Consider the following 24,615-nt stretch of genomic DNA (forward strand, 5'->3'; position numbering starts at 1 on the left):
AGGGCATGAAGCCCTTGGCCTACACTTCGGCAATCCACATTCCACTTTTTTGCATAAAGCGAGGATTGGAAGCCAATTTTGTGCTCAGTTAAGGCTGCGAGAAATTTACCACGATACAATGCGCCTAAAGCTTTATTGTTGACGAGATAATTTTTCTTGATCACTCGTAAGAGCTTTTCCTGACTATTGAGTACGAGCCCGGGAACGATGTAGTGAATATGAGGATGATAGCACAAGTCTCGCCCATGGGTATGCAGAACGCCAATCATGCCACATTCACCACCAAGACGATCTTTACACATCTCTTTGAGAGCTTGACTTGAGGCCATGAACAAGGCATCAAACATCTCTTTTCGTCGCCATCTTGGAATGGCACGCAAAGAGCTCGGCAGAGTAAAGGTCACCATGAAGTAAGGACATGGCAAGAGACGCTGTTTTTGTCGATGAAGCCACTGGCTCGCCCGATGGTTTTGGCAACGGCTACAGAAGCGGTTTCCGCAAGATCGGCAGTGATAATGAACATGTCCACAACTCGTGCAGGCATAGTAAGATCCACCTGCACTCTGCTGACGGCAATTCATCATAGCCTTAAAAGCGCGTCTCTGATCCTGATCAAGTGTCGAACTCAGCTCGTCCCAATATCTTTCGCTGAGCTCGACTAAATCCATCATCGCAGAGCTCCTAGGCGCTGCATCAATTTGTTGATCATGCCATCGGAGTCCTGTATCACGGGTTTTGATAAATGAGAGTAAATCGCCGTGGTTGCCGGAGAACTATGACCGAGGATTTCTTGAATTACTCGCAAGTTCACTCCCGCTTCCACCAAATGTGTTGCATAGGAATGACGCAGGGAATGCACCGACACCTGTTTGGCGAGGCCACTATCAGCCAAAGCCGCTTTAAAGGCCGACTGCACCCCGCCCTTATCCATGTGCAAAGTCGTTTTGGAATTGCTACGACTTTTCCCGGCATAACGCGGAAATAGCAGTAGCGGATTGCGGTGTATCACCCAGTAATCCCTTAGCATCTGGTAAGTCACTTGGGGCAAGGGAACGAGACGGTCTTTGTAGCCCTTGGAATTGCGCACATGTAAACGCATGCGATCCTTGCAAATGTCGCCCGTTTGAATTCTCACACCCTCGCTGATGCGTAGACCCATGGAATAAATTGCTGTGAGACAAGTTCGATAGCGAGCTTTTTCCAAATGAGACAAAATCAGTAAAGTTTCATCTTGGCTGAGGATATCGGGTAAGGATTTTACTCGGGGGATACGAACAATTTCGAGCCATTTCCACTCGCGCTTGAGCACGTATTGATAAAAAAAACTTAGGGCACAGCGATCCATCTTCACCGTGCTCCAGGAATAAGTATCCACCAATTCAGAAAAGTAGAGCTTGAGCTCCTCTTCTTTAAGTTGATCAAGAGGCGAAGCAATCAAATCATTGACGCGACGCAAAGCTCGCAAGTAGTTGTCCACTGTACTCTTTGCCTTAGCTTGGAGCTTAAGCTCCAATTGCATCGCTCTATAATATTTTTGGAATGAATCATTCATCATTTTTCTCCGTTTAATTAAGCCAGAACACAAAACTGTGTCCTTGATAAGCTACAGAGAAAAACTACCGTAAAAGAAGACCAAACTACAAATTAAAAGGCACCGAGGAAAGTTTTGACAAGAGGAGAAAATGACTTACACAAGCACAGCCTGCCGCAGGGCGGCTTCGTTCAACCAACGGATCGAACTGATGACTTTGCTACGCAAAGTTCATCAATTCGATCATCAATCTTACACAGCTCATCCTGAGCGTTAGCTAAAAAATAATGAAAAGAAAATTTTTACTCTTTGCAATCATTCTTAATCTTCTGGTAATCATTTATCGAATAGTCGATTTGAAAATTGCAGAACATAAAGGAGAAACAAAATGGGGGTTAGTTGTCAGTAAAAATTGGAGTAGATATTTTTACCAAGTAACATATTTACCACTCAAACATAAAGACGAAATTGTTGAATGGAAATTTAAAAAGCTTCCTTATCACTACGAATATTTATCTCCAAAAGAATATGATGAAATAAAAATTGAAAATAAATATAAAATCACAAAAATAGACTCAAGTCCCACAGAGTATATAATAGGTAAATTAAACATTTATAGATTAATCCACAGAAACTTAATTTACTTACATTCTCTAGTAATCTTAACGCTCATTTATGCTTTCTTATTAAAAACATATAAAGAACCTGAAAACATAGAAATTGAAAAGAAAAATAGCTAACCAAGGATCGGAGTTGAGATTCTCGTACCTCGAATCCAACTCAATCCAGACGTTAGGATATAAATAATGAACTTAAAAACACGTATAAAAATAAGTCCTTTTATAATCTTAGTTGGCATTGGTGCATACTTTAGATTCAACCCTATTTCAGGGATTGTAATCTGTATTATTGGAATTGCCTATTACCTCCTCGAACGTAAATATAAAGCAGAAGAAATTGGAGAACAAATAGAAAAAAAGTATGGTTTTTTGGGAGATTTTATTTTTCTAGGCACACCATTAATTCTGACAATCTATTTTAGCATTCAACATGAATGGATCATAGCATCTATAATGTTATATTTTACTAGTAGCGCACTTATATCCAAAATAATAAAAAACAGAAAATCCTAACAAGAAACTGGAGTTGATACTTTCGTTGTGAGTCAAATTTTAGATAGAAAGTACGAACTCAGTTTAGACGTTAGCACAAAATAAATAATGCAATTACCAATTCACATAGAAAATGATGCATGGATTTTCAGTAGTATCATTCTTATATTTCTCATTTATACATATATAGATAACAACTCTGAAAAAAACAAAAAGAAACTCAAGGAAAAAGTGGGTGAAGCTTATACCTATGATAAAGAAGAAGATTTATTCAGGTTACTTAAATTAATGAATTTCTTATTAATAATTGGAATTATTGGATCCGGTATTTATGCATTCTTAGCAATAGGCGTAAGAATTGGATTTTTTAAATAGAAAATAGAAACGAAAAAGTGCTAACAAGAAACTGGAGTTGATACTTTCGTTATGAGTCAAATTTTAGATAGAAAGTACGAACTCAGTTTAGACGTTAGTTTGTAATAAAATTAAAAACAAATTGTAGAAATGAGAGTCCAAATAAATCGCAGATGCACGAAGTTAGAATTATCTGAAGTAAGATGATTTTAGAACAAAATCAGATCTGAATTCATTATCTCAAATAAGGTCATTTGTCCGTGAGGTGTATTTGTCCCCTTACGTACAGATATTTAGTTTTTCTGAGAGTTCAAGTCATTGACGATGGTTTCGTATTGTGAGTCCACCTTTGCGTCCGTATTGATGATTTGCTCTAAAACAAACCCTCGGTCTTTGTACTCCAAGATGATAGCTTCATATTCTTTGATTAACCGGGGTGTATTTCCAATAACTTTGGCGATCTCATTGATATTCATGCCCTTCTTATAACAGATAAGAACCTGTTTAAATTTGCTGATATAACGCTGGATAGCCTGGAATGAATGATAAGTCTCACGACTTACTTGTTGAACGCTGAGTTTCTTTATGAAAAGTTTTTCAATTATAATTTTTTTGTGCGTGAGAGTTGGCCCCATATCATGTATTGAACCTCTTCGAGGTAAGACCTCATTGTGTTCCAGTTCCCATTCTTTAATATACTTACCCACAGTTGGTGGAGAGATCTTTAAAAGAATGGCTAATTCAACCGAGGTCATACAGCCACCTTGCTTATAACTTTGTTTGAGCATCCTTGCAACAGCTTCCTTTTTTATGTCTCTGAGCTTCTTACCGTCTTTGCGCTCTTGAATATCTTCTGCTCGTACTAAATCTAGGATAACACTCACTAAAGGTGTTTGATTGATCTTTTTTCCGTATGATTTAGTCGCATTTTTGTCAGTGGTCACCCATGGCGTCTGACCCTGTTTTAAATGAGAAGTTTCGGGATAGAATTTATTGACCATAGAGATAATAGTTGAGCTCAAAACTTGCCGAGTCCTCATTCCTCCCAGTTGCGGACACTCCTCTGAGAAAAAAGCTGTTAAAGCTCCAGCAAAAGTTTTATATTGTTGTGGTCCGTAAGTTGCTTCATTCGCTGAAATATGCGTCTTCATGCTCTGCTCCATACGGGATTTGATAGATTCGACAGTAGTGAGTCTTTTTTTTCGCCAACTTCCTTATAGTATTCATCTCCTGTAAGCAGGATTTCATCCAGACGATGTTTGAACATATCTTTATTCTTAAACTCGTCGTAAATCTTAAGGAATGTCTTCACGCCGCGTTGTGAGATTCCTGCAACTACCGCGATTTCATGGTCAGTGAAGCTCTTCCCTACCCGTAAGTAAACCGCAACTTTAAACTTTTGAAGGTAACTCTCAACGGCGCCCATCGAATGTTTTGTAGCACTCGCAACTTCAACTTCTTCTTTGCCTTCCACCCAATGACGAATGACCAATTCACGGTGTGTAACTCCAGGACCAATATCTTTTTGTTGGCCACGCGTCGGAATGACAATACCTTCCTCTTGTAAGTGTTTGATATCACGTCGGATCGTTTTTGTATCGCACATCAACAGCTTGGCCAAATCCTCCTGGCTTAATAGACCTCCTTGATCGCGAGCCTCTTCGCTCAAACGTATTAACCTACGCTGACGGCGAACAACTTGCCGTTGTTTATTTTTTCTATTGGGCAACTCTTCTTCGTCAAAATCACTGAATACACTTAGAGTGACGCTTATCATTTCACAGTCTTTGAGTGCCTTACCTGCACCTTCCTTGGTCGAGACGCAGTTGTACTTGAGTTGACCTTCTTTAAGTTCCTTTTGGCTATAGGAAAAATAGACCTCATCTATCATGCGAACCAGTTCTTTGGCTTCCCAGGGACTTAGGCCCGCTCCATGAACCGCCAAGTGACTCATTTGCTGGTTCATTGTTTTTAAAGATAAGCGACGACTTTGATTTTCTTGAGAGTTCGCTATTTGTATACTCATGGTGTAGTGCTCCTTATTTTTTGCTTTTTGGTAGAACAATTTATAAGGGGACACTACACTTTTTTAGTATCTAGCGATACTTACCGGACAAATGACTGAATCGTAAATGAAAGAATTTTATAAATATAGAAATCAGAAATAAAAGACAAAAACTAACAAACGGATCGATCTGATACTTTCGTTGTGAGTCACAATTTAGATAGAAAGTACAAATCATCCTGGACGTTAGTTGGCACAAAAACATCATAACATTTTGACATCATAGCATTAAAGTGTTTTATTATATGTAAACAATATAAGGATGTTATCATGGCTACAATGACAAAAAGAACAACAGTCTATTTTGACCCCCAGCTACACAAAGTATTAAAAGCTAAATCATTAGAGTGTGAAAAGTCTATTTCTGAGATTGTAGATTTAGCATTAAGACACGAACTACTCGAAGACTTGGAAGATATAAGAGATTTTGAAGAAAGAAAAAATGGTGGATTCATCTCCTACAAAGAAATGTTGGAACGATTAAATAATGAGTAAGTACACTGTTTTATTTCATAAAAATACTGAAAAAGAATTAAGAAAAATACCTAACAAAGATCGAATCAAAGTATTTGAAAAAATAGATGAACTAGCTGAAGATCCATTTATTCAAGGCCACATAAAATTAAGTGGATATGATGATCTTTACAGAGTAAGACAAGGTAATTACAGGATTATCTACACTGTAGAAAATGGTGAACTAAAAATCCATGTCATTAAAGTTCAACATAGAAAAGACGTCTATAGAAAATAGAAAAAATACTAACAAGAAACTGGAGTTGATACTTTCGTTGTAAGTCACAATTTAGATAGAAAGTACGAACTCAGTTTAGACGTTAGACATACACAAAATATGATTAAAAACGAATATTCAACAAGAACACCTTTCATACTCATGATTGGATTAATATTCTTTTGGGGAGCCGTTGCTGTATTTCACTATGGAACTAGTAACTCAAAAATATATGTAATTATTTTTTTGATAGTTCTATCAACAATTTGTTTATATAAATTCATTGTTCCTTGGAAAGCTCATGGTCATATTTCCACAAATGAAATAACATGGTCTGATGGCAAGAAATTAGAACAAATATTAAAAAACGAAATAAAAGATATCACATTCAGTTTAAGAGGTGAATCATCTGAAATGATTATTCGAACTACAGGAAAAAGAGTAACAATAAATGAACCTTTTTGTTACTTTGGTGATCTAAATAAAGCCATTAAATTCTTAAAAGAAAACGGATATAAAATAATAGAAAAATAGTCTAACCAGAAACTGGAGTTGATACTTTCGTTATGAGTCAAATTTTAGATAGAAAGTACAACTCAGTTTAGACGTTATCTTATGAAAAATATTACATTTCACAATCTAAGAATGGAAGCATCTCAATCAGGTGATGCATATGAATTAGAGCTTGATATAGACAGTGGTCATATAAGTTTTGATATTAAAATTGAAATAGAAGAAAAGGATTTTGAAGTATTACAAAGAGATGATCACAGAGCTGCATTATTGCATGCTGCTTTATTCACGCCATTTCAACTGAAAGCAACTGCATTAGATCTGAATGAACAAAGAAAATATTTAGATATTATACTCCATTCAACACAACTCGAAGTAGAACGATTTTTAACCAAATTAGATCACGGAAGAGCTAATGGAGCTATTTCAAACATGATGAGAATTACCAGTCAAAAAGATCCATCATATATGAGAAAGGGTTATTGGTTTGATAAGAAATAGAAAACAAGATAACAAGAAACTGGAGTTGATACTTTCGTTGTGAGTCACAATCTAGATAGAAAGTACGAACTCAGTTTAGACGTTAGTCAATAATAAAATAACAAACACACATGATGATAGATGTATTAATAGATTCATTAGGAAACATAATAGGACTGATTCTAATCCCCTACTTTATATCGAGTTATTTGATACAAAAAACGAAATTAAAATCATACATAATTATTGGATTCTACATATTATATTCAACAATAATTTCGATCCCATTAATGAGATTAATTAGGCATCCAACTATCGTAGAAATCGTATCCTCAGAATTCACTAAACGCATCTATTTCTCATTAACTTTTATATTGATTCTTCAATTAATCATATATAGGCTAACTAAAAAAAACAAAGACTAACCAGAAACTGGAGTTGATACTTTCGTTGTGAGTCACAATTTAAATAGAAAGTACGAACTCAGTTTAGACGTTAGTGAACTAAAAAATTGAATAAAATCAAATGAATAACAAAACTAGAAAAGTAATTATAATCACACTTGTGGCACTTTGTCTCAACACTCTATTTCCTCCACGAACATCATCAAAATATAGAAATATAGATAGAGGATTTTTACTGTATAAGGTCAACGAAACACATACCAGTAATGATAGTAATGGTAACAAAAGGTATAGTAAGTGTGAGATTAACACAGATGATTTGATCACTCAAAATATGTTCATACTCTTTTTAGGACTTACACTTACTGTTTTAGCTATTAAGCCAAAAGAAGACACAAACTAAAATCACTAACAAGAAACTGGAGTTGATACTTTCGTTGTGAATCAAATTTTAGATAGAAAGTACGAACTCAGTTTAGACGTTAGTTTGTAATAAAATTAAAAACAAATTGTAGAAATGAGAGTCCAAATAAATCGCAGATGCACGAAGTTAGAATTATCTGAAGTAAGATGATTTTAGAACAAAATCAGATCTGAATTCATTATCTCAAATGAAAGAATTTTATAAATATAGAAATCAGAAATAAAAGACAAAAACTAACAAACGGATCGATCTGATACTTTCGTTGTGAGTCACAATTTAGATAGAAAGTACAAATCATCCTGGACGTTAGCTATTAATAAAAATGAATCATTATTTACCCACAAAAAAAGATTTTGACCCTTGGGGCTGCTTAGATGGCCAACATGCTTGGAAACAATTTGGTGGCTTAACTGTAGATGAAGCATATAAAAAGTTCTGTAAACAGCCTGAGTTTTATCAAGAAGATTTTATGTTCATGGGCACAAAAGCATTTTTATACTACATACCAGTTTTAAGAAAATACGTCCAAGAATTAGATCCAAAAACTCAAGAAGATGATTGTGAGTTACACATTCTAGCATGTGGAATGGAATCACAATTAGAACAGAACTTTAAAGAAACACAAAAATCAATTAGATCACTTACAGAATTAGTTTTATCAGAAATTGGGAATTCAAATATGAACAATAAAGATAAAAAAAGAGTGATCAAAAAATGGAAAGAAATAAAAAAGCTAACCAGAAACTGGAGTTGATACTTTCGTTATGAATCAAATTTTAGATAGAAAGTACAACTCAGTTTAGACGTTAGGTAAGAACAAAATGAAAAATAAAAAATCGACTGCTTTTATTACAGTAATTAGCACATTCTTATGTGTTTCCATACTATGTTCATGCGCAAAGAACTATGACGACGAATATTCACAAAAAATAATTAATATAAAAATGGAAACATTAGATTTAGATAATGTTCCAACACTAAAAAAAACTAAAGAAATTAATAATAAATTTTTTAGTGTAAAATCTCCTTGGCCTAATCTTGAAATAAAAACAGAACTTGATAATAGAATATCTTATCAAGATAAAAAGACAGGATTAATAATATCATTTCACAAAAAAATTAAGGGGATATTTAAAGAAATTAGACAATGGGATAATAAATTTTATGGTGGCAAAGTATATAATCAGATATTAGATGAGAATGATGACTATACATTATATAAAAAACTTTGTAATATTAATCCAAATATAGGCCCCTACCTACTAAATTATACCGAACATAAAAAACTAGAAAAAATGTTTTTAATAAAAGAGGCTGTATATATTTATTTTACTAAATCTTCAGAATTTAAAACTCCAAATATTTATGGAATCCAATTTGGAGATATAGATACAAAACCACGTGTAGAAATCGTATTAATGAACAATAACTCTGTTGAACAGTGTATAATTTTCTTCAAAAAAAATATGAAAGAAGGTTATTCTATTAACCAAGAAGAAATTAATTATTTCCTCAAGCACTTCAAATTAAATGACTAATACCTAACCAAGGATCGGAGTTGAGATTCTCGTACCTCGAATCCAACTCAATCCAGACGTTATACGGTAATAAAAATGAACGATTTATCAAACAATTATTCTCTCACAAAGTGGGTCAAGAATCTCAGTTTTAATTTAAGAGTTGATTTAAGCCTCAGAAATATAAAACTTCTTTTAAAACTCAGTTCATTTATAATTATATTTTTTTATCTTATAAATTTATCTCAAAATCAAAGAATTATTGCAGATAAAAATTTTGATGAAAAACAACTTATTATTTCTGAAGATACAAATATTGAAGTAAAAGAAGTTAGAGAAAATAAAGTAATAGTTTTATCCAAAAAAATGAATTGGTCATCTATTATATTTATAATCATTTCTATTAGTTTTATTATTCTCATCCAAAAAAATAAAACAGAAAATGATCAGCATTAATCGTATAACAAACGGATCGATCTGATACTTTCGTTATGAGTCACATTTTAGATAGAAAGTACAAATCATCCTAGACGTTAGATCAGAATAAAATTCATAAGAATTGATGGAAATTCGCATCTTAAAAAGCGACTCACTTTATTCTTGGAATCACAGAATTAAGCTGAGTAAATGCGAACTCAGCAATTCACCAGAAGAAACGCAAACTGTGCATCGAATACGATTCCAAGTAGATGCGAAGTCAGCAAATAAAAAGAAAAATTAGTCTAATTATCAACAGTAAAAAAGAAAAGATCTAACAAACGGATCGATCTGATACTTTCGTTATGAGTCAAATTTCAGATAGAAAGTACAAATCATCCTAGACGTTAGCTCATAATAATGAAAACTCTTAAAAAAGCATTTTGGTTTATACTCAACTCTTTGTTTTTCAGTCAACATTCTATCAAAGAAATACAGGATGAAAAATTGAAAGAAAACAAAAAGAAAAAATTGAAAGAAAATAAAGAATAATAGAAAAGAGCTAACAAGAAACTGGAGTTGATACTTTCGTTGTGAGTCAAAATTTAGATAGAAAGTACGAACTCAGTTTAGACGTTAGAGCAGAATTAATATAAATATGAAAACAGTAATTATCACAATCTTATCAGTTCTTTTTACTAGTTGTAGCACTCACGAAATGAAGATGAAAAGCTCTTCAATGGAGCCGACAATTACGAAAGGGTCTATAGTCACTCTTACAAAAAATTATAATGAAGTAAATAGATTTGACATCATGGTGTTTAACCCTTACCAATTCCCTGAAAATTACTTTATTTTCAGAGTAATAGGACTTCCTGGAGAACATATAAAATTAGAAGGTGAATCAGTTTATATAAATGGTAAAAACTTAGATATTCCTAACGATCTAAAATATGTTGAATTAGAAGCAAAATTTAATAATATCACACTGAAAGAAAATGAATTCTATTTAATGGGAGATAATACAACTAATAGTAATGATTCACGATTTTTAGGCCCTATAAGAACAAATCAATTTGTATCTAAACTAAAGAAATCAAAAGCTCTAACCAACGAATCGAACTGATACCTTCGTATGTCATGTAACATGTTATTAGATAAATCTTTAAGTAGAAACATGTTTCACGCCAAACTCGGTACACCTCATTCTGGATGTTCTACTAAAAAAGAAAAATCATGAAAACAATAATAATTACTATCATATTTTTGATTAATACACTTCTCCTTGCTAGTGACATAGACTCTTCAAAAGAAGTGAAACATGTGGATGAAGAAATTTATGAAATTGAGGGAGACTTTTATGAAAAGATCCGTCAAATCGAACACGAATATAGGAAAGATTTTACAAAAATCTTATTAGGTGCAGATAAAGTAGAAATTTTTATAGTTAAATTTGATGAACTTAAGACAATCAATAACAATATTGATGAAGAAAAATTCATGAAAACTCTATCTAATAAACAGACAGAAATTTTACAAAAAAAAATATTATCCAAAGATGAAATAAATTTAGTTTTAACAACGTTATCCAAACAGATTAAATCACCTGAAAACGAAAACCATATTGATTGTCATTATCCAATTCACGGAATGAAAATTCATAAACAAGATGTATTAATTTTTGAATCAACATTTTGTTGGTTTTGTAGTAATTTTGATTTCAAATATCCCATTGGCAATGGAACCTTGCAAACAACTGAAGAAATGGAAAGAATATTCAAAAAATTATTACCGATTCCTCAATCAGAAATAGATAGATTCAACAAACAATTTAAAAAGAAAAAGTAGAACCATGAGCTGCAGTGAAGATTCTCGCCAAGGCTCAAATCTCACTAATCTCGGTCGTTAGTTTGTAATAAAATTAAAAACAAATTGTAGAAATGAGAGTCCAAATAAATCGCAGATGCACGAAGTTAGAATTATCTGAAGTAAGATGATTTTAGAACAAAATCAGATCTGAATTCATTATCTCAAATGAAAGAATTTTATAAATATAGAAATCAGAAATAAAAGACAAAAACTAACAAACGGATCGATCTGATACTTTCGTTGTGAGTCACAATTTAGATAGAAAGTACAAATCATCCTGGACGTTAGATCAAAATAAAATTCATAAGAATTGATGGAAATTCGCATCTTAAAAAGCAACTTACTTTATTCTTGGAATCACAGAATTAAGCTGAGTAAATGCGAACTCAGCAATTCACCAGAAGTGAACGCAAACTGTGCATCAAATACGATTCCAAGTATATGCGGAATCTGCAATAAAAAAGAAAAATTAGTCTTATTATCAACAGTAAAAAAGAAAAGATCTAACAAATCACTGGAGTAGATACTTTCGTTTGGAGTCAAATTTTAAATAGAAAGTACTACTCAGTTCAGACGTTAGTGCATAATAAAATATGAAATTCACAGCAGATAAAACCCTCTTCCTCAAAGCTAATATAAAGTCAGCGCTTTTTGGTTCTTTTAGCTATATATTCTATTTCTATTTCATAACAGTTAATAACCCATCCATTGACAATATTGATATAGCATTTATGTGTTTCATCTTATCGGGACCAATATTTCTTATACTAGATTTAAACAGAAAACATAAATCTGTTATTTTACCCACAGTTTTGATTAATGATGATTTTATTTCCAAAGGTAAATTTCATACGATAAACATTAATGATATCAACATATTTGATTCTACTATCAATCATAAATCAATTGTTCTAATTCATAAACAAGATACTTGGAAAAACAAAGTGTGTATCGATCCCAAAATTTATAAAGAAAACATATCTGAACTAATAAAAAAACGAATAGAAGATAAGCACTAACCAAGGATCGGAGTTGAGATTCTCGTTCCTCGAATCCAACTCAATCCAGACGTTAGTCTGTAAATATACATGAAAATTCTTGGAGCCACATTAATCATTATCGGTTCAATATTTGGTGGTATTGGAATCATAAAACAATTCATTTCAACTATGTCCAATGAACCAATACAATTTGAAGAGCAGATGAAATCATTTGCTTTTTATTTTGGTTCATTTTGGGTTCTTTTCTTCACAGGTGGAGCACTATTAAAAAGAAAAATTATTTTAGAAACACCAAATCAATACAAACCTATTGAAAGCAATAGGAAAACTATAATCATCTACACATTGTCTATAATTCTAGGGTGTATAATCTTAAATTATGGAATACAAAAATAAATAGAAATAAAAGACTAACCAACGAATCGAGCTGATACCTTCGTATGTCATGAAACATGTTAAGGTATCATCTCTTGACGTGAAACATGTTTCACGCCAAACAGGTACCAGCTCATTCTGGATGTTAGTATATAATAAAATTAGATGATAGAAACGAGAATCCCAGAATCGCGGATGCACGAATTTAGAATTATCTGAACCTATAATTTTAGAGCTAAATTGAATCAGAAATAATGATCCGATAATGATCAGAATTTTTAAATAAAAAACAAGAAAAAGAAAAAATACTAACAAGAAACTGGAGTTGATACTTTCGTTGTGAGTCACAATTTAGATAGAAAGTACGAACTCAGTTTAGACGTTAGTTTGTAATAAAATTAAAAACAAATTGTAGAAATGAGAGTCCAAATAAATCGCAGATGCACGAAGTTAGAATTAAGAGAATTTTAGAACAAAATCAGATCTAAATTAATTACCTCAAATGATAGAATTTTATAAATATAGAAATCAGAAATAAAAGACAAAAACTAACAAACGGATCGATCTGATACTTTCGTTGTGAGTCACAATTTAGATAGAAAGTACAAATCATCCTAGACGTTAGGCATACGCTAATATGAATTACACCTTCACAAAATATAATTCAACGGATAAAGAATACTTTACCCTACTCGATGAGAGTTGCTATCGCCCAGTTGTAGAAAGACAATTTGGCGAATGGAATATTGAACTTCAAAATGAGTTTCAAAACAATAAGTTACAGAAATTACCTCTTCAAATTATCACATTTGACAACACAAGAATTGGCTGTATAGCATTTGAAAAGTTTTCCGATCACACCTTTATCCACGAAATATTAATACATCCCACTTTCCAAGGGCAAGGCCACGGATCAAACATTCTCAAAACAATAGCCAAGTCTTCTCTAGAAAAGTCTTTGCCAATTAAGTTGCAAGTCCTCAAACAAAACTTGGCAATTAATCTCTACAAACGTCTAGGCTTCAAAAAAACAGGCACTACTGAAACACACTTTATTATGCAAAAAAATGCCTAACGAATAAGATTAGATTTCGCTGATATTAAAGGGAACCCAAAGTAGCCGGAATCTTAATCAATGGTTGGACGAGCCCCATGCTCGGACCCCGCCCTATGTATTTAGCTTTTTAGCCTGAGGGAGATGAAGGGGTCAATTTTGCCCCAAAAAAGGCAATGGATACGCCTGTTTGACTAGATGGACTCACTACTTTTGTGAAGGTCGAGTCTTTTCCTAGGATTAATCGCAATCGAAAGATTTTTTGAAGGGCATTTATACTGAAATTCCTCAAATTTGGGCATAGGGGATCTATGACCCAAAGTTTTGTACTGAAAAAATTAATGAATAAACTTAGGAGATTGAAACTATAGGCGGCGAGCGTGCCCCTACTGACACTAAAGATTCTTGCTTGAGACGTCCTTCACTAATGACTCGGCCAATGGGCAGCATAATGCCCTGACAAAGACTGCAGCGTAGCGCAGGTAATTTTGGCGGAGGATCATTGGGAATTTTGACTTCCAGTAAGTTCTGCATAAGAAAGAGTTTTTTCTTGGCTGCAGGAGCGAGAAAACCGTATTCCCGCACGCGATGGAAGCCCCTTGGCAAGACGTGCTGAGCGAGGCGCTGTAAAAACTCCACGGGTCCAAAATCTTTGGAGTCCATCCGCTTGGTCTGCGAATCCTTATACCGCAGTCGAACTTTATCCTCTTTTTCGGACAAGGATTGCTCTGAAACTACACCTCGCATGAGGTAGCGACTAAGGTATTCGAGGGCATGAAGCCCTTGGCCTACACTTCGGCAATCCACATTCCACTTTTTTGCATAAAGCGAGGATTGGAAGCCAATTTTGTGCTCAGTTAAGGCTGCGAGAAATTTACCACGATACAATGCGCCTAAAGCTTTATTGTTGACGAGATAATTTTTCTTGATCACTCGTAAGAGCTTTTCCTGACTATTGAGTACGAGCCCGGGAACGATGTAGTGAATATGAGGATGATAGCACAAGTCTCGCCCATGGGTATGCAGAACGCCAATCATGCCACATTCACCACCAAGACGATCTTTACACATCTCTTTGAGAGCTTGACTTGAGGCCATGAACAAGGCATCAAACATCTCTTTTCGTCGCCATCTTGGAATGGCACGCAAAGAGCTCGGCAGAGTAAAGGTCACCATGAAGTAAGGACATGGCAAGAGACGCTGTTTTTGTCGATGAAGCCACTGGCTCGCCCGATGGTTTTGGCAACGGCTACAGAAGCGGTTTCCGCAAGATCGGCAGTGATAATGAACATGTCCACAACTCGTGCAGGCATAGTAAGATCCACCTGCACTCTGCTGACGGCAATTCATCATAGCCTTAAAAGCGCGTCTCTGATCCTGATCAAGTGTCGAACTCAGCTCGTCCCAATATCTTTCGCTGAGCTCGACTAAATCCATCATCGCAGAGCTCCTAGGCGCTGCATCAATTTGTTGATCATGCCATCGGAGTCCTGTATCACGGGTTTTGATAAATGAGAGTAAATCGCCGTGGTTGCCGGAGAACTATGACCGAGGATTTCTTGAATTACTCGCAAGTTCACTCCCGCTTCCACCAAATGTGTTGCATAGGAATGACGCAGGGAATGCACCGACACCTGTTTGGCGAGGCCACTATCAGCCAAAGCCGCTTTAAAGGCCGACTGCACCCCGCCCTTATCCATGTGCAAAGTCGTTTTGGAATTGCTACGACTTTTCCCGGCATAACGCGGAAATAGCAGTAGCGGATTGCGGTGTATCACCCAGTAATCCCTTAGCATCTGGTAAGTCACTTGGGGCAAGGGAACGAGACGGTCTTTGTAGCCCTTGGAATTGCGCACATGTAAACGCATGCGATCCTTGCAAATGTCGCCCGTTTGAATTCTCACACCCTCGCTGATGCGTAGACCCATGGAATAAATTGCTGTGAGACAAGTTCGATAGCGAGCTTTTTCCAAATGAGACAAAATCAGTAAAGTTTCATCTTGGCTGAGGATATCGGGTAAGGATTTTACTCGGGGGATACGAACAATTTCGAGCCATTTCCACTCGCGCTTGAGCACGTATTGATAAAAAAAACTTAGGGCACAGCGATCCATCTTCACCGTGCTCCAGGAATAAGTATCCACCAATTCAGAAAAGTAGAGCTTGAGCTCCTCTTCTTTAAGTTGATCAAGAGGCGAAGCAATCAAATCATTGACGCGACGCAAAGCTCGCAAGTAGTTGTCCACTGTACTCTTTGCCTTAGCTTGGAGCTTAAGCTCCAATTGCATCGCTCTATAATATTTTTGGAATGAATCATTCATCATTTTTCTCCGTTTAATTAAGCCAGAACACAAAACTGTGTCCTTGATAAGCTACAGAGAAAAACTACCGTAAAAGAAGACCAAACTACAAATTAAAAGGCACCGAGGAAAGTTTTGACAAGAGGAGAAAATGACTTACACAAGCACAGCCTGCCGCAGGGCGGCTTCGTTCAACCAAGGATCGGAGTTGAGATTCTCGTACCTCGAATCCAACTCAATCCAGACGTTAGATCAGAATAAAATTCATAAGAATTGATAGAAATTCGTATCTTAAAAAGCAAGTCACTCTATTCTTGGAATCACAGAATGAAGCTGAGTAAATGCGAACTCAGCAATTCACCAGAAGTAAACGCAAACTGTGCATCGAATACGATTCCAAGTATATTCGAAGTCAGCAAATAAAAAGAAAAATAAGTCTAATTATCAACAATTAAAAAAGAAAAGATCTAACAAATGGATCTAAGGTAGACCTTTACTAATACTCGAGCTTCCTCAGTTTCGATCTTAAATTCATAAAAATAATATTTAATAACAAACTACTAGATCGTAAAAATCTGTACTTATTTATGTTCTGAAGCTTGGAGAAAACTGTTATCCTAAAAAGTTGGATTAGCTTAGGAGCTATTAACTTATAGGGAAACTTTAATTGAATAAATTCGTTCTGATTCTTCTTTGGCTTTTGTTTGTGTCTTGCTCAGATGAGAGCGCGTCCTCACCTGTCAATGATTACAAGGCTGAGAAAAATAGAATCATTTCAGTCATGAGTTATCCTCAGGGCCTGATCACCTTTAAACACACTCTTGATAAACAGCATTCCATTAAAATTATATTGGCTCCTGAACTAGGAAATCAATGCTACTCATCACTTCATTCTGGGGTCACCGCATCGGTCATCACTGTAACAGACGATGGTCTATTTATTGAAGATACTTTCCACAAAATTGGCCCTATTGATTTAAAAGGGCATACAATTAAATTTGAAAAAATTGATCAGCCTCAAATTAATTCGACTAAATACCAAGTTGGTCAAATTACTGATTCGCAAGGCCGCTCTTTCCCCTTCTCTATCGAAGTCATTAGCGAAATAACAGACGCCAAAATCAGTTCAAATACAAAATAAAGCTCTATATTCTTTTCACTTATTTATTCGACTTTTTAATTGCCAAGGCGAATAAAATTAATCAGCACATACAAAAAATTTAAAATCTAAGTTAGAGGTTCAAATTGGCATCCACACTCTACAAAGCATCAAAGACTCCGATGCTAATCATTCTAAGTGGTGTTATTTTACTATCCCTCTTCGGTCTTTTATTCACAAAAGCCACAATTTATCTCATCATTAGTTCTTTTATCATTCTATTTATTTTACTGAGTCTAATTAGAAAAAATTATTTGGAATTAGATAACGTGGGGTTTCGGGAAAAAATGGGAGGCCGCTTCCTATTTGACTATAAATGGGAGGAAGTCAAAGACTTTAAAATCCTCGAAGTTGGTGAATTGAGCACAATTGCTTTTGCGGTCATCGCAAAAGGTGAGAAACAGGAGTCCATCACCAACATCTACAAAGTTGAACTTGATCAAATGATGAAAGAAATCAAGAAGTACAAAAAACAGAATAAACTCGACAGTAAGGAGCAATAATTTTATGAGCAATCATGAAAAAATCAATTATCTGGAATTTCCTTCGAAAGACTTAGAAGTCACTAAGAAGTTTTTTTCTCAGTGCTTTGCTTGGGAGTTCATTGATTACGGTCCCGAATACATGGCTATTACAGCCGCTGGGATTGATGGTGGTTTTTACTTATCTGAAATAAGGTCATTTGTCCGTGAGGTGTATTTGTCCCCTTACGTACAGATATTTAGTTTTTCTGAGAGTTCAAGTCATTGACGATGGTTTCGTATTGTGAGTCCACCTTTGCGTCCGTATTGATGATTTGCTCTAAAACAAACCCTCGGTCTTTGTACTCCAAGATGATAGCTTCATATTCTTTGATTAACCGGGGTGTATTTCCAATAACTTTGGCGATCTCATTGATATTCATGCCCTTCTTATAACAGATAAGAACCTGTTTAAATTTGCTGATATAACGCTGGATAGCCTGGAATGAATGATAAGTCTCACGACTTACTTGTTGAACGCTGAGTTTCTTTATGAAAAGTTTTTCAATTATAATTTTTTTGTGCGTGAGAGTTGGCCCCATATCATGTATTGAACCTCTTCGAGGTAAGACCTCATTGTGTTCCAGTTCCCATTCTTTAATATACTTACCCACAGTTGGTGGAGAGATCTTTAAAAGAATGGCTAATTCAACCGAGGTCATACAGCCACCTTGCTTATAACTTTGTTTGAGCATCCTTGCAACAGCTTCCTTTTTTATGTCTCTGAGCTTCTTACCGTCTTTGCGCTCTTGAATATCTTCTGCTCGTACTAAATCTAGGATAACACTCACTAAAGGTGTTTGATTGATCTTTTTTCCGTATGATTTAGTCGCATTTTTGTCAGTGGTCACCCATGGCGTCTGACCCTGTTTTAAATGAGAAGTTTCGGGATAGAATTTATTGACCATAGAGATAATAGTTGAGTTCAAAACTTGCCGAGTCCTCATTCCTCCCAGTTGCGGACACTCCTCTGAGAAAAAAGCTGTTAAAGCTCCAGCAAAAGTTTTATATTGTTGTGGTCCGTAAGTTGCTTCATTCGCTGAAATATGCGTCTTCATGCTCTGCTCCATACGGGATTTGATAGATTCGACAGTAGTGAGTCTTTTTTTTCGCCAACTTCCTTATAGTATTCATCTCCTGTAAGCAGGATTTCATCCAGACGATGTTTGAACATATCTTTATTCTTAAACTCGTCGTAAATCTTAAGGAATGTCTTCACGCCGCGTTGTGAGATTCCTGCAACTACCGCGATTTCATGGTCAGTGAAGCTCTTCCCTACCCGTAAGTAAACCGCAACTTTAAACTTTTGAAGGTAACTCTCAACGGCGCCCATCGAATGTTTTGTAGCACTCGCAACTTCAACTTCTTCTTTGCCTTCCACCCAATGACGAATGACCAATTCACGGTGTGTAACTCCAGGACCAATATCTTTTTGTTGGCCACGCGTCGGAATGACAATACCTTCCTCTTGTAAGTGTTTGATATCACGTCGGATCGTTTTTGTATCGCACATCAACAGCTTGGCCAAATCCTCCTGGCTTAATAGACCTCCTTGATCGCGAGCCTCTTCGCTCAAACGTATTAACCTACGCTGACGGCGAACAACTTGCCGTTGTTTATTTTTTCTATTGGGCAACTCTTCTTCGTCAAAATCACTGAATACACTTAGAGTGACGCTTATCATTTCACAGTCTTTGAGTGCCTTACCTGCACCTTCCTTGGTCGAGACGCAGTTGTACTTGAGTTGACCTTCTTTAAGTTCCTTTTGGCTATAGGAAAAATAGACCTCATCTATCATGCGAACCAGTTCTTTGGCTTCCCAGGGACTTAGGCCCGCTCCATGAACCGCCAAGTGACTCATTTGCTGGTTCATTGTTTTTAAAGATAAGCGACGACTTTGATTTTCTTGAGAGTTCGCTATTTGTATACTCATGGTGTAGTGCTCCTTATTTTTTGCTTTTTGGTAGAACAATTTATAAGGGGACACTACACTTTTTTAGTATCTAGCGATACTTACCGGACAAATGACTGAATCGTAAATCAACTCCTCCAGTGAGCTGGGGAGTGTACTCGTAGTTTTATAAAGTAAAGACCTCAAAGCTAGCGAAGAAAAAATCATTCTCCATGGTGGAGTCATTAGTAAAGAGACTTTTTCATTTCCTGGAGGTCAACGCTTCCATTTCAAAGATCCCAATGGTAATGAATATGCGGTGTGGAGCGAAGTCTAATTAACTTAGTCAAATAAGCACAAAAAAAGCGGTGAATCAATCACCGCTTTTTTTAGTTTTGGGCTAAGGGATTAGCCGTGGCAAACTTTATATTTTTTGCCAGAACCGCAAGGGCAAGGATCATTGGGGCGAACTTTTGGAGATTCGCGTTCAATAGGCTTGCGTACTGGTGGAGCTTCAATAATTTCTTCTTGTGGAGGCTGGGCTTCCATCTGCATCATATCGTCGATTGATACGGATTCTGTGTCCATGCCCTGCTGTTGAAGTAATTTGAGCTGCTGAATAAGATTTTCGAATTCCACGTCCTGTGCAGATTGCTCAGTCATTGGAATATTGTGAAGCATTTCCTCGATTGATTCGAGAGATACGGCGGTACGGAACATATTCGAAAGAATCTGCTGAGAGATATTATCTTCGAGTTCAGCAAAGAGCTGGAAAGCTTGTTGCTTGTATTCGATGAGTGGATCTTTTTGTGCGATACCCGCAAACTGAACATTTTGACGCAGGCTATCCATTGCGCGCAAATGTTTAATCCAGAGTTCATCGAGGGCACTGAGCATAACGTTACGCTCAAGATACTGAATTTGCTCTGGATCCGTATTGCTTTCTTTCTCTTCGTAAGCACTCACAACACGCTTGATAATGGCATCAGCTAAAGGAGCGATTTCCATCGGCTGTTCAAAGTTAAAACTCGTTAGATCAAAGTCGAGTGGGAAAGTTGTCCCTAACCACTGCTCGAGTTTTTCTTGCTCAACGCGGTAAGCACCACGACGGCCCGTTGATAAAACTTCTACTTGGTCTTCCACAGTATTATTGAGGATGTCGTAGAGGCGGACTTTAGGATCATCTGAGACGAGGATATCTTTACGGAACTCATAAATGATTTCACGTTGCTTATTCATCACGTCATCGTATTCGAGTGTACGTTTACGGATCATGAAGTTCTGATTCTCAACTTTTTTCTGCGCGTTTTCGATCATCATTGTTGCCATGCGACCTTCGATACTCTCATCTTCATCCATGCCCATTTTCATACGGTCAAGAATACCGGTCATACGGTCGGCAAAGAGACGTAGGAGGTCATCTTCAAAACTCACATAGAAAACACTTGAACCGGGATCGCCCTGACGTGAACAACGACCACGTAACTGACGGTCAATACGACGCGAATCGTGACGCGTCGCCCCGAGTACGTGCAAGCCACCCAATTTAATGACTTCTTCACTGAGCTTAATATCTGTACCACGACCCGCCATGTTAGTTGCAATTGTAATGGCGCCTGACTGACCTGCGTTGGTAATAATTTCGGCTTCTTCTTGGTGACGACGAGCATTGAGGACGCGGTGAGGGATCTTTTCCATGCGCAAGAAGCGGCTGAGGATCTCTGAAACTTCTACAGTAGGTGTACCAATGAGTATGGGACGACCAGCTGCGTTAACTTCTTTCACTTCATTGATGATCGCTTTGTACTTACCTTTCATGGTGACAAAAACACGATCATCCACATCTTTACGGATGCAAGGACGGTTAGTTGGTACTTCCATTACGTCGAGACCGTAGATATCTTTAAATTCTTTCGCTTCCGTTACCGCCGTACCCGTCATACCACCGAGTTTGTCGTAGAGGCGGAAGTAGTTCTGAATTGTAATCGTCGCCATCGTTTGCGTTTCACGTTCGATACGAACGTTTTCTTTAGCTTCTAGGGCTTGGTGTAAACCTTCAGAGAAACGACGTCCTGCCATAGCACGACCCGTGTTCTCGTCTACGATTACAACGCGCTCTTCACCATTGTCATCTGGTGCAACGATGTAGTGAATATCTTTGATGTAGAGGCAGTAAGCTTTGAGAAGCTGAGAGATATTGTGCATCTCTTCAATTTTCTGTTCATACTCATCTTGTGCTTCGCGCTTTTTCTCGATTTTTTCAGTGTCGTCATAAGCTTCGTTTGAGTCAATTCCCTGCATGAGCTCAAGAATATCGGGAATAACGTAAGCATCAGGATCATTTGGCGACATGTAGCTACGTCCCTGATCCGAGAGATCTGCATCATTTTGACGTTCGTTGATAACGAAGAAGAGCTCGTTTTTAACTCCTTGAAGCACAGATTTATTGGCATCTGAGTTAATAAAGAGTTCTTTCTTTTCAACGGCCCGACGCACATCAGGATCTTCGAGGATACGAATAACTTGGTTATTACGAGGCATACCCATACGCACTTTACAGATATCGAAGATGGCTTCGTCGAATTCATCTGAATCTTTGATTGCCGTTTTAAGTTTTTCTCGTGCCTCAGTAATAAGCTTATTACAAAGATCAAGCTGTTTCTTGTAGACACGATTGACGTGGGGGTTGAACTTATCGAACTGGTGAGTTGATTGAGCAACTGGACCTGAGATAATGAGTGGCGTTCTGGCTTCGTCGATAAGGATAGAGTCAATTTCATCGATAATAACAAAGAAGTGATCGCGCTGAACGAGTTCTTCTTTGCTCATAGCCATACCCATATCACGGAGGTAGTCAAAACCGAATTCAGAGTTGGTACCATAAGTGATATCGCATTCGTATTGCTCGCGTCGAAGTTGTGGAGGCATCATGCTTTGAACACAACCCACTGTGAGGCCAAGGTAACGGAAAATAGCTCCGATCCATTCCGAGTCACGTTTTGCAAGGTAATCGTTTGTGGTCACCAACTGACAGTTCTTGCCGGAGAGCGCGTTGAGATAAAGTGGCAAACTTGCTGTGAGAGTTTTACCCTCACCCGTCATCATTTCCGAGATACCACCATCGTGAATCACCATACCGCCGACGAGCTGAACGTCGAAGGGAACCATGTTCCAAATTTCAGTCTTGTCCATGTAAGTCACTTCCTGACCACAAAGACGACGACAAGTATTTTTAACTGTGGCAAAGGCTTCGATTTTGAGGTCTTCGAGTGTTTCGCCTTTTGCTAAACGATCGCGGAACTCTTGTGTTTTCGCTTTGAGCTGATCTTCGCTTAAGCTCTGGTATTCTTTTTCTTTTGCGTTAATCGCATCCACTGTAGGTTGCATGCGTTTAACAAAACGTTCGTTTGACGAACCAAAAAATTTCTTTAATAAGGGGGCAATCATTTTAAATCCTGATTGTAATGATGTGAATAAAAAAGGGAGGGGTTGAGCCTAAGCTCTAAAAAGTACTAACTAAGCACAAAGAGTGCTTGATTGGGCTTCCTCATCATCGTATAGGACTAATTGAATTGATTGAACTAATTCAACACTTCGAGCAGTGATTTGAGGAGCTTGGTAATGATCCCAAGAAAGTGGAACTAAGGCAACAAGATTTTTTTGTGCCTCTTGAACGTCTGAGTAAAAAGCTTCTTTCTTGGATGCTTTTTCAAGGATATTGAAACGTAGACCATTGAGTGTCGATGATTTATCTTTGGTGACTAAAACAGCGGTAAGACGACGTCCTTTGAGCTGTTTTTCAATGCGTAAAACTCCTTCTTTTTGCAAGCGATACGAGGTCTTTGGGCTGAGCTGAAGCTCACCGTGGACGAAATCGGCTTCCATATCATTCATCGCATTAACTGCGAGAACGACGAAGAGTAAAACTTTAAGATTTTTTGGCATTGAGGTCTTTGTAAATTATTGATCGCTCAAGATAGATAAGTTCACTTGGAAATCAATCCTTTCCCTCGCTTTATTACATGAGTTTTCACAAGAAAAGCCACTGCAAGGACAGTGGCTTCTCTCTCATAAAAAAATCTCTTTGAAAACTAAGGCTTATTTAGCTTCAGTCTCCATTTTTTTCTTGTGGTGCTGACGCTTGTGAGCCCATTTCTTTTTCATCTGTTCACGCATGGCTTTTAATGAATCAGGTGAAATGCGCATGGTCATCTCGAGAACGCCATCGATGACTTTCGTTTTCATGTCGTCAGGGCTCATTTTCATCTGTGGTTTAGCCATGGCGAAGCCCATCATCATTTTGACGAAACTTTCAACTCCCTTTAAGTCTTCTTCTTGACCCATAGAGAGCTTTGTTTCGATAAGAAAATCCTCATCATAAGTTACTTTACCAAAAAAGCCTTCATAAGTCTTCATCATGGGGTGAGCCATTTCGACTTGGCCTTTCGGTTGGTGAACTGCGAAAGCAAGTGTATCGCTATTGTTACTGAGCTGATCTATAAAAAAGCTGTCTGACACGAGTGACTCAGAAGAACTTAGTGCTAGAGCCTTTTTCACGGTTTCATATTCACCCGCGAGCCACTGAGTTGGCGATACTTGGGCGTAAGTGTATTTACGTTGCTTGAATGCCACAATAAAGACCAGCTTATCACCTATTGATGATTTTTCGAAATTCATCTTATTCTTGCCCGCAGCTTTTTTGGCTTTGTATTTAGCTTCGAGTTTATCAAGATCTGGAGCCGAATTATACTCAATGAACATGAGCCATTGACGAATACGCTGAAGTTGTGCCTCAGAGGTACGCGTTTGTTTGAGCTTGATGAATTCAGACATATTTGCGGTAAACGCAAAGTTCTTCATATTTTTCATATCAAGCCCCATTTCTTTACACCACTGCA

Annotated in this window: 31 protein-coding genes and 1 pseudogene; 21 read left to right on the forward strand and 11 right to left on the reverse strand. The window is 36.8% G+C overall.

Annotated elements, in window-relative coordinates; all coding sequences use genetic code 11:
* A partial coding sequence (locus LNTAR_RS23410) for an IS91 family transposase (RefSeq protein WP_007281262.1) occupies positions 1 to 671 on the reverse strand: 671 nt, incomplete at its 3' end.
* Complete coding sequence (locus LNTAR_RS23415) at positions 668 to 1,555, reverse strand: tyrosine-type recombinase/integrase (RefSeq protein ID WP_040915697.1); 888 nt, start codon at positions 1,553 to 1,555, stop codon at positions 668 to 670. The genes LNTAR_RS23410 and LNTAR_RS23415, both read right to left, overlap by 4 nt.
* A 127-nt stretch (positions 1,556 to 1,682) precedes the next feature.
* Here LNTAR_RS23415 and LNTAR_RS28330 point away from each other — a divergent pair, with 127 nt between their 5' ends.
* From LNTAR_RS28330 to LNTAR_RS23430, 4 genes are all read left to right on the forward strand, one after another.
* Positions 1,683 to 1,808 carry a hypothetical protein gene (locus tag LNTAR_RS28330; protein WP_274377975.1) on the forward strand — a complete coding sequence of 42 codons (126 nt, stop codon included), beginning with the start codon at positions 1,683 to 1,685 and terminating at the stop codon, positions 1,806 to 1,808.
* A 10-nt stretch (positions 1,809 to 1,818) separates the two neighbouring features.
* A complete protein-coding gene (locus LNTAR_RS23420; RefSeq protein WP_007281264.1) occupies positions 1,819 to 2,271 on the forward strand; it encodes a hypothetical protein in 453 nt (150 codons plus the stop codon).
* 66 nt (positions 2,272 to 2,337) lie between these two features.
* A complete protein-coding gene (locus LNTAR_RS23425) occupies positions 2,338 to 2,664 on the forward strand; it encodes a hypothetical protein (RefSeq protein ID WP_007281265.1) in 327 nt (108 codons plus the stop codon).
* An 87-nt stretch (positions 2,665 to 2,751) separates the two neighbouring features.
* Positions 2,752 to 3,018, forward strand: a complete 267-nt coding sequence (locus tag LNTAR_RS23430; protein ID WP_007281266.1) for a hypothetical protein — start codon at positions 2,752 to 2,754, stop codon at positions 3,016 to 3,018.
* 272 nt (positions 3,019 to 3,290) lie between these two features.
* Here the strand turns inward: LNTAR_RS23430 and LNTAR_RS23435 are convergent, their stop codons facing one another.
* Both LNTAR_RS23435 and LNTAR_RS23440 read right to left on the reverse strand, forming a co-directional pair.
* On the reverse strand, positions 3,291 to 4,148 hold the full coding sequence (locus LNTAR_RS23435; RefSeq protein ID WP_007277560.1) for a DUF1670 domain-containing protein: 858 nt from the start codon (positions 4,146 to 4,148) through the stop codon (positions 3,291 to 3,293).
* Positions 4,145 to 5,023, reverse strand: coding sequence for a DUF1670 domain-containing protein (locus LNTAR_RS23440; RefSeq protein ID WP_007277561.1), 879 nt, complete (start codon positions 5,021 to 5,023; stop codon positions 4,145 to 4,147). Before LNTAR_RS23440 ends, LNTAR_RS23435 begins: the two co-directional genes overlap by 4 nt.
* Positions 5,024 to 5,332: 309 nt before the next feature.
* Between LNTAR_RS23440 and LNTAR_RS23445 the strand changes: the two genes are divergently transcribed.
* The 13 genes from LNTAR_RS23445 (at position 5,333) to LNTAR_RS23505 (ending at position 13,867) form a co-directional block, all read left to right on the forward strand.
* Entirely contained in the window at positions 5,333 to 5,557 is a 225-nt protein-coding gene (locus tag LNTAR_RS23445; protein WP_007281267.1) for a hypothetical protein, read from the forward strand.
* Positions 5,550 to 5,813, forward strand: coding sequence for a type II toxin-antitoxin system RelE family toxin (locus tag LNTAR_RS23450; RefSeq protein WP_007281268.1), 264 nt, complete (start codon positions 5,550 to 5,552; stop codon positions 5,811 to 5,813). The genes LNTAR_RS23445 and LNTAR_RS23450 overlap by 8 nt, the downstream gene beginning before the upstream one ends.
* Before the next feature lie 99 nt (positions 5,814 to 5,912).
* A complete protein-coding gene (locus LNTAR_RS23455) occupies positions 5,913 to 6,326 on the forward strand; it encodes a hypothetical protein (RefSeq protein WP_007278972.1) in 414 nt (137 codons plus the stop codon).
* A gap of 81 nt (positions 6,327 to 6,407) precedes the next feature.
* Positions 6,408 to 6,806, forward strand: coding sequence for a hypothetical protein (locus LNTAR_RS23460; RefSeq protein ID WP_007281269.1), 399 nt, complete (start codon positions 6,408 to 6,410; stop codon positions 6,804 to 6,806).
* A 1,129-nt stretch (positions 6,807 to 7,935) separates the two neighbouring features.
* The gene (locus LNTAR_RS23465; protein ID WP_007281270.1) at positions 7,936 to 8,367 is read left to right on the forward strand and encodes a hypothetical protein; all 432 of its coding nucleotides are present in this window, start codon (positions 7,936 to 7,938) and stop codon (positions 8,365 to 8,367) included.
* A 67-nt stretch (positions 8,368 to 8,434) separates the two neighbouring features.
* Positions 8,435 to 9,151 (forward strand): hypothetical protein, encoded by a 717-nt coding sequence (locus tag LNTAR_RS23470; RefSeq protein ID WP_007281271.1) that lies wholly within the window; start codon positions 8,435 to 8,437, stop codon positions 9,149 to 9,151.
* Positions 9,152 to 9,226: 75 nt separating this feature from the next.
* A complete protein-coding gene (locus tag LNTAR_RS23475; protein WP_007281272.1) occupies positions 9,227 to 9,586 on the forward strand; it encodes a hypothetical protein in 360 nt (119 codons plus the stop codon).
* A gap of 381 nt (positions 9,587 to 9,967) precedes the next feature.
* A complete protein-coding gene (locus LNTAR_RS28335; RefSeq protein ID WP_007281273.1) occupies positions 9,968 to 10,099 on the forward strand; it encodes a hypothetical protein in 132 nt (43 codons plus the stop codon).
* Positions 10,100 to 10,205: 106 nt separating this feature from the next.
* Positions 10,206 to 10,673, forward strand: a complete 468-nt coding sequence (lepB, locus tag LNTAR_RS23480; RefSeq protein WP_083800133.1) for a signal peptidase I — start codon at positions 10,206 to 10,208, stop codon at positions 10,671 to 10,673.
* A gap of 110 nt (positions 10,674 to 10,783) precedes the next feature.
* Entirely contained in the window at positions 10,784 to 11,395 is a 612-nt protein-coding gene (locus LNTAR_RS23485; protein ID WP_007281275.1) for a hypothetical protein, read from the forward strand.
* 614 nt (positions 11,396 to 12,009) lie between these two features.
* Positions 12,010 to 12,435, forward strand: coding sequence for a hypothetical protein (locus LNTAR_RS27615; protein WP_007281276.1), 426 nt, complete (start codon positions 12,010 to 12,012; stop codon positions 12,433 to 12,435).
* A gap of 69 nt (positions 12,436 to 12,504) precedes the next feature.
* Positions 12,505 to 12,813 (forward strand): hypothetical protein, encoded by a 309-nt coding sequence (locus LNTAR_RS23500; RefSeq protein ID WP_007281277.1) that lies wholly within the window; start codon positions 12,505 to 12,507, stop codon positions 12,811 to 12,813.
* Positions 12,814 to 13,429: 616 nt separating this feature from the next.
* Entirely contained in the window at positions 13,430 to 13,867 is a 438-nt protein-coding gene (locus LNTAR_RS23505) for a GNAT family N-acetyltransferase (protein WP_007281278.1), read from the forward strand.
* A gap of 330 nt (positions 13,868 to 14,197) precedes the next feature.
* Here the strand turns inward: LNTAR_RS23505 and LNTAR_RS23510 are convergent, their stop codons facing one another.
* Together LNTAR_RS23510 and LNTAR_RS23515 are read right to left on the reverse strand one after the other, a co-directional pair.
* Complete coding sequence (locus LNTAR_RS23510; RefSeq protein WP_007278988.1) at positions 14,198 to 15,286, reverse strand: IS91 family transposase; 1,089 nt, start codon at positions 15,284 to 15,286, stop codon at positions 14,198 to 14,200.
* The gene (locus LNTAR_RS23515; RefSeq protein ID WP_040915697.1) at positions 15,283 to 16,170 is read right to left on the reverse strand and encodes a tyrosine-type recombinase/integrase; all 888 of its coding nucleotides are present in this window, start codon (positions 16,168 to 16,170) and stop codon (positions 15,283 to 15,285) included. The genes LNTAR_RS23510 and LNTAR_RS23515 overlap by 4 nt, the downstream gene beginning before the upstream one ends.
* Before the next feature lie 643 nt (positions 16,171 to 16,813).
* On the opposite strand from LNTAR_RS23515, the gene LNTAR_RS23520 reads away from it, so the two are divergent.
* The 3 genes from LNTAR_RS23520 (at position 16,814) to LNTAR_RS23530 (ending at position 18,055) form a co-directional block, all read left to right on the forward strand.
* On the forward strand, positions 16,814 to 17,287 hold the full coding sequence (locus tag LNTAR_RS23520; RefSeq protein ID WP_007281279.1) for a hypothetical protein: 474 nt from the start codon (positions 16,814 to 16,816) through the stop codon (positions 17,285 to 17,287).
* A gap of 104 nt (positions 17,288 to 17,391) precedes the next feature.
* Complete coding sequence (locus LNTAR_RS23525) at positions 17,392 to 17,808, forward strand: hypothetical protein (protein WP_007281280.1); 417 nt, start codon at positions 17,392 to 17,394, stop codon at positions 17,806 to 17,808.
* A gap of 4 nt (positions 17,809 to 17,812) precedes the next feature.
* Positions 17,813 to 18,055: a VOC family protein gene (locus LNTAR_RS23530; RefSeq protein ID WP_052607364.1), complete on the forward strand. Its 243-nt coding sequence runs from the start codon at positions 17,813 to 17,815 to the stop codon at positions 18,053 to 18,055.
* Here LNTAR_RS23530 and LNTAR_RS23535 read toward each other — a convergent pair.
* Both LNTAR_RS23535 and LNTAR_RS23540 read right to left on the reverse strand, forming a co-directional pair.
* Entirely contained in the window at positions 18,027 to 18,884 is an 858-nt protein-coding gene (locus LNTAR_RS23535; protein ID WP_007281281.1) for a DUF1670 domain-containing protein, read from the reverse strand. The two genes, LNTAR_RS23530 and LNTAR_RS23535, sit on opposite strands and share 29 nt — an antisense overlap.
* Complete coding sequence (locus LNTAR_RS23540; RefSeq protein ID WP_007277561.1) at positions 18,881 to 19,759, reverse strand: DUF1670 domain-containing protein; 879 nt, start codon at positions 19,757 to 19,759, stop codon at positions 18,881 to 18,883. The genes LNTAR_RS23535 and LNTAR_RS23540 overlap by 4 nt, the downstream gene beginning before the upstream one ends.
* Before the next feature lie 127 nt (positions 19,760 to 19,886).
* On the opposite strand from LNTAR_RS23540, the pseudogene LNTAR_RS28505 reads away from it, so the two are divergent.
* Positions 19,887 to 20,054: pseudogene (locus LNTAR_RS28505) on the forward strand (VOC family protein); the annotation flags it as partial.
* Positions 20,055 to 20,125: 71 nt separating this feature from the next.
* Here LNTAR_RS28505 and secA read toward each other — a convergent pair.
* From secA to LNTAR_RS23555, 3 genes are all read right to left on the reverse strand, one after another.
* Positions 20,126 to 23,164 carry a preprotein translocase subunit SecA gene (gene secA / locus LNTAR_RS23545; RefSeq protein ID WP_007281282.1) on the reverse strand — a complete coding sequence of 1,013 codons (3,039 nt, stop codon included), beginning with the start codon at positions 23,162 to 23,164 and terminating at the stop codon, positions 20,126 to 20,128.
* 69 nt (positions 23,165 to 23,233) lie between these two features.
* A complete protein-coding gene (locus LNTAR_RS23550) occupies positions 23,234 to 23,662 on the reverse strand; it encodes a hypothetical protein (protein WP_007281283.1) in 429 nt (142 codons plus the stop codon).
* Positions 23,663 to 23,815: 153 nt separating this feature from the next.
* On the reverse strand, positions 23,816 to 24,615 hold an 800-nt coding region (locus tag LNTAR_RS23555), incomplete at its 5' end, for a hypothetical protein (protein ID WP_007281284.1).

The organism is Lentisphaera araneosa HTCC2155 (assembly GCF_000170755.1).
Taxonomy (GTDB): Bacteria; Verrucomicrobiota; Lentisphaeria; order Lentisphaerales; family Lentisphaeraceae; genus Lentisphaera; species Lentisphaera araneosa.

Excerpts from the sequence above, each read along its gene's own strand:
- LNTAR_RS23415 (WP_040915697.1), bottom strand. The coding sequence starts at position 1,555 with ATGATGAATGATTCATTCCAAAAATATTATAGAGCGATGCAATTGGAG.
- LNTAR_RS28330 (WP_274377975.1), top strand. The coding sequence starts at position 1,683 with ATGACTTACACAAGCACAGCCTGCCGCAGGGCGGCTTCGTTCAACCAA.
- LNTAR_RS23420 (WP_007281264.1), top strand. The coding sequence starts at position 1,819 with ATGAAAAGAAAATTTTTACTCTTTGCAATCATTCTTAATCTTCTGGTA.
- LNTAR_RS23425 (WP_007281265.1), top strand. The coding sequence starts at position 2,338 with ATGAACTTAAAAACACGTATAAAAATAAGTCCTTTTATAATCTTAGTT.
- LNTAR_RS23430 (WP_007281266.1), top strand. The coding sequence starts at position 2,752 with ATGCAATTACCAATTCACATAGAAAATGATGCATGGATTTTCAGTAGT.
- LNTAR_RS23435 (WP_007277560.1), bottom strand. The coding sequence starts at position 4,148 with ATGAAGACGCATATTTCAGCGAATGAAGCAACTTACGGACCACAACAA.
- LNTAR_RS23440 (WP_007277561.1), bottom strand. The coding sequence starts at position 5,023 with ATGAGTATACAAATAGCGAACTCTCAAGAAAATCAAAGTCGTCGCTTA.
- LNTAR_RS23445 (WP_007281267.1), top strand. The coding sequence starts at position 5,333 with ATGGCTACAATGACAAAAAGAACAACAGTCTATTTTGACCCCCAGCTA.
- LNTAR_RS23450 (WP_007281268.1), top strand. The coding sequence starts at position 5,550 with ATGAGTAAGTACACTGTTTTATTTCATAAAAATACTGAAAAAGAATTA.
- LNTAR_RS23455 (WP_007278972.1), top strand. The coding sequence starts at position 5,913 with ATGATTAAAAACGAATATTCAACAAGAACACCTTTCATACTCATGATT.
- LNTAR_RS23460 (WP_007281269.1), top strand. The coding sequence starts at position 6,408 with ATGAAAAATATTACATTTCACAATCTAAGAATGGAAGCATCTCAATCA.
- LNTAR_RS23465 (WP_007281270.1), top strand. The coding sequence starts at position 7,936 with ATGAATCATTATTTACCCACAAAAAAAGATTTTGACCCTTGGGGCTGC.
- LNTAR_RS23470 (WP_007281271.1), top strand. The coding sequence starts at position 8,435 with ATGAAAAATAAAAAATCGACTGCTTTTATTACAGTAATTAGCACATTC.
- LNTAR_RS23475 (WP_007281272.1), top strand. The coding sequence starts at position 9,227 with ATGAACGATTTATCAAACAATTATTCTCTCACAAAGTGGGTCAAGAAT.
- LNTAR_RS28335 (WP_007281273.1), top strand. The coding sequence starts at position 9,968 with ATGAAAACTCTTAAAAAAGCATTTTGGTTTATACTCAACTCTTTGTTT.
- lepB (WP_083800133.1), top strand. The coding sequence starts at position 10,206 with ATGAAAACAGTAATTATCACAATCTTATCAGTTCTTTTTACTAGTTGT.
- LNTAR_RS23485 (WP_007281275.1), top strand. The coding sequence starts at position 10,784 with ATGAAAACAATAATAATTACTATCATATTTTTGATTAATACACTTCTC.
- LNTAR_RS27615 (WP_007281276.1), top strand. The coding sequence starts at position 12,010 with ATGAAATTCACAGCAGATAAAACCCTCTTCCTCAAAGCTAATATAAAG.
- LNTAR_RS23500 (WP_007281277.1), top strand. The coding sequence starts at position 12,505 with ATGAAAATTCTTGGAGCCACATTAATCATTATCGGTTCAATATTTGGT.
- LNTAR_RS23505 (WP_007281278.1), top strand. The coding sequence starts at position 13,430 with ATGAATTACACCTTCACAAAATATAATTCAACGGATAAAGAATACTTT.
- LNTAR_RS23510 (WP_007278988.1), bottom strand. The coding sequence starts at position 15,286 with ATGATGGATTTAGTCGAGCTCAGCGAAAGATATTGGGACGAGCTGAGT.
- LNTAR_RS23515 (WP_040915697.1), bottom strand. The coding sequence starts at position 16,170 with ATGATGAATGATTCATTCCAAAAATATTATAGAGCGATGCAATTGGAG.
- LNTAR_RS23530 (WP_052607364.1), top strand. The coding sequence starts at position 17,813 with ATGAGCAATCATGAAAAAATCAATTATCTGGAATTTCCTTCGAAAGAC.
- LNTAR_RS23535 (WP_007281281.1), bottom strand. The coding sequence starts at position 18,884 with ATGAAGACGCATATTTCAGCGAATGAAGCAACTTACGGACCACAACAA.
- LNTAR_RS23540 (WP_007277561.1), bottom strand. The coding sequence starts at position 19,759 with ATGAGTATACAAATAGCGAACTCTCAAGAAAATCAAAGTCGTCGCTTA.
- secA (WP_007281282.1), bottom strand. The coding sequence starts at position 23,164 with ATGATTGCCCCCTTATTAAAGAAATTTTTTGGTTCGTCAAACGAACGT.
- LNTAR_RS23550 (WP_007281283.1), bottom strand. The coding sequence starts at position 23,662 with ATGCCAAAAAATCTTAAAGTTTTACTCTTCGTCGTTCTCGCAGTTAAT.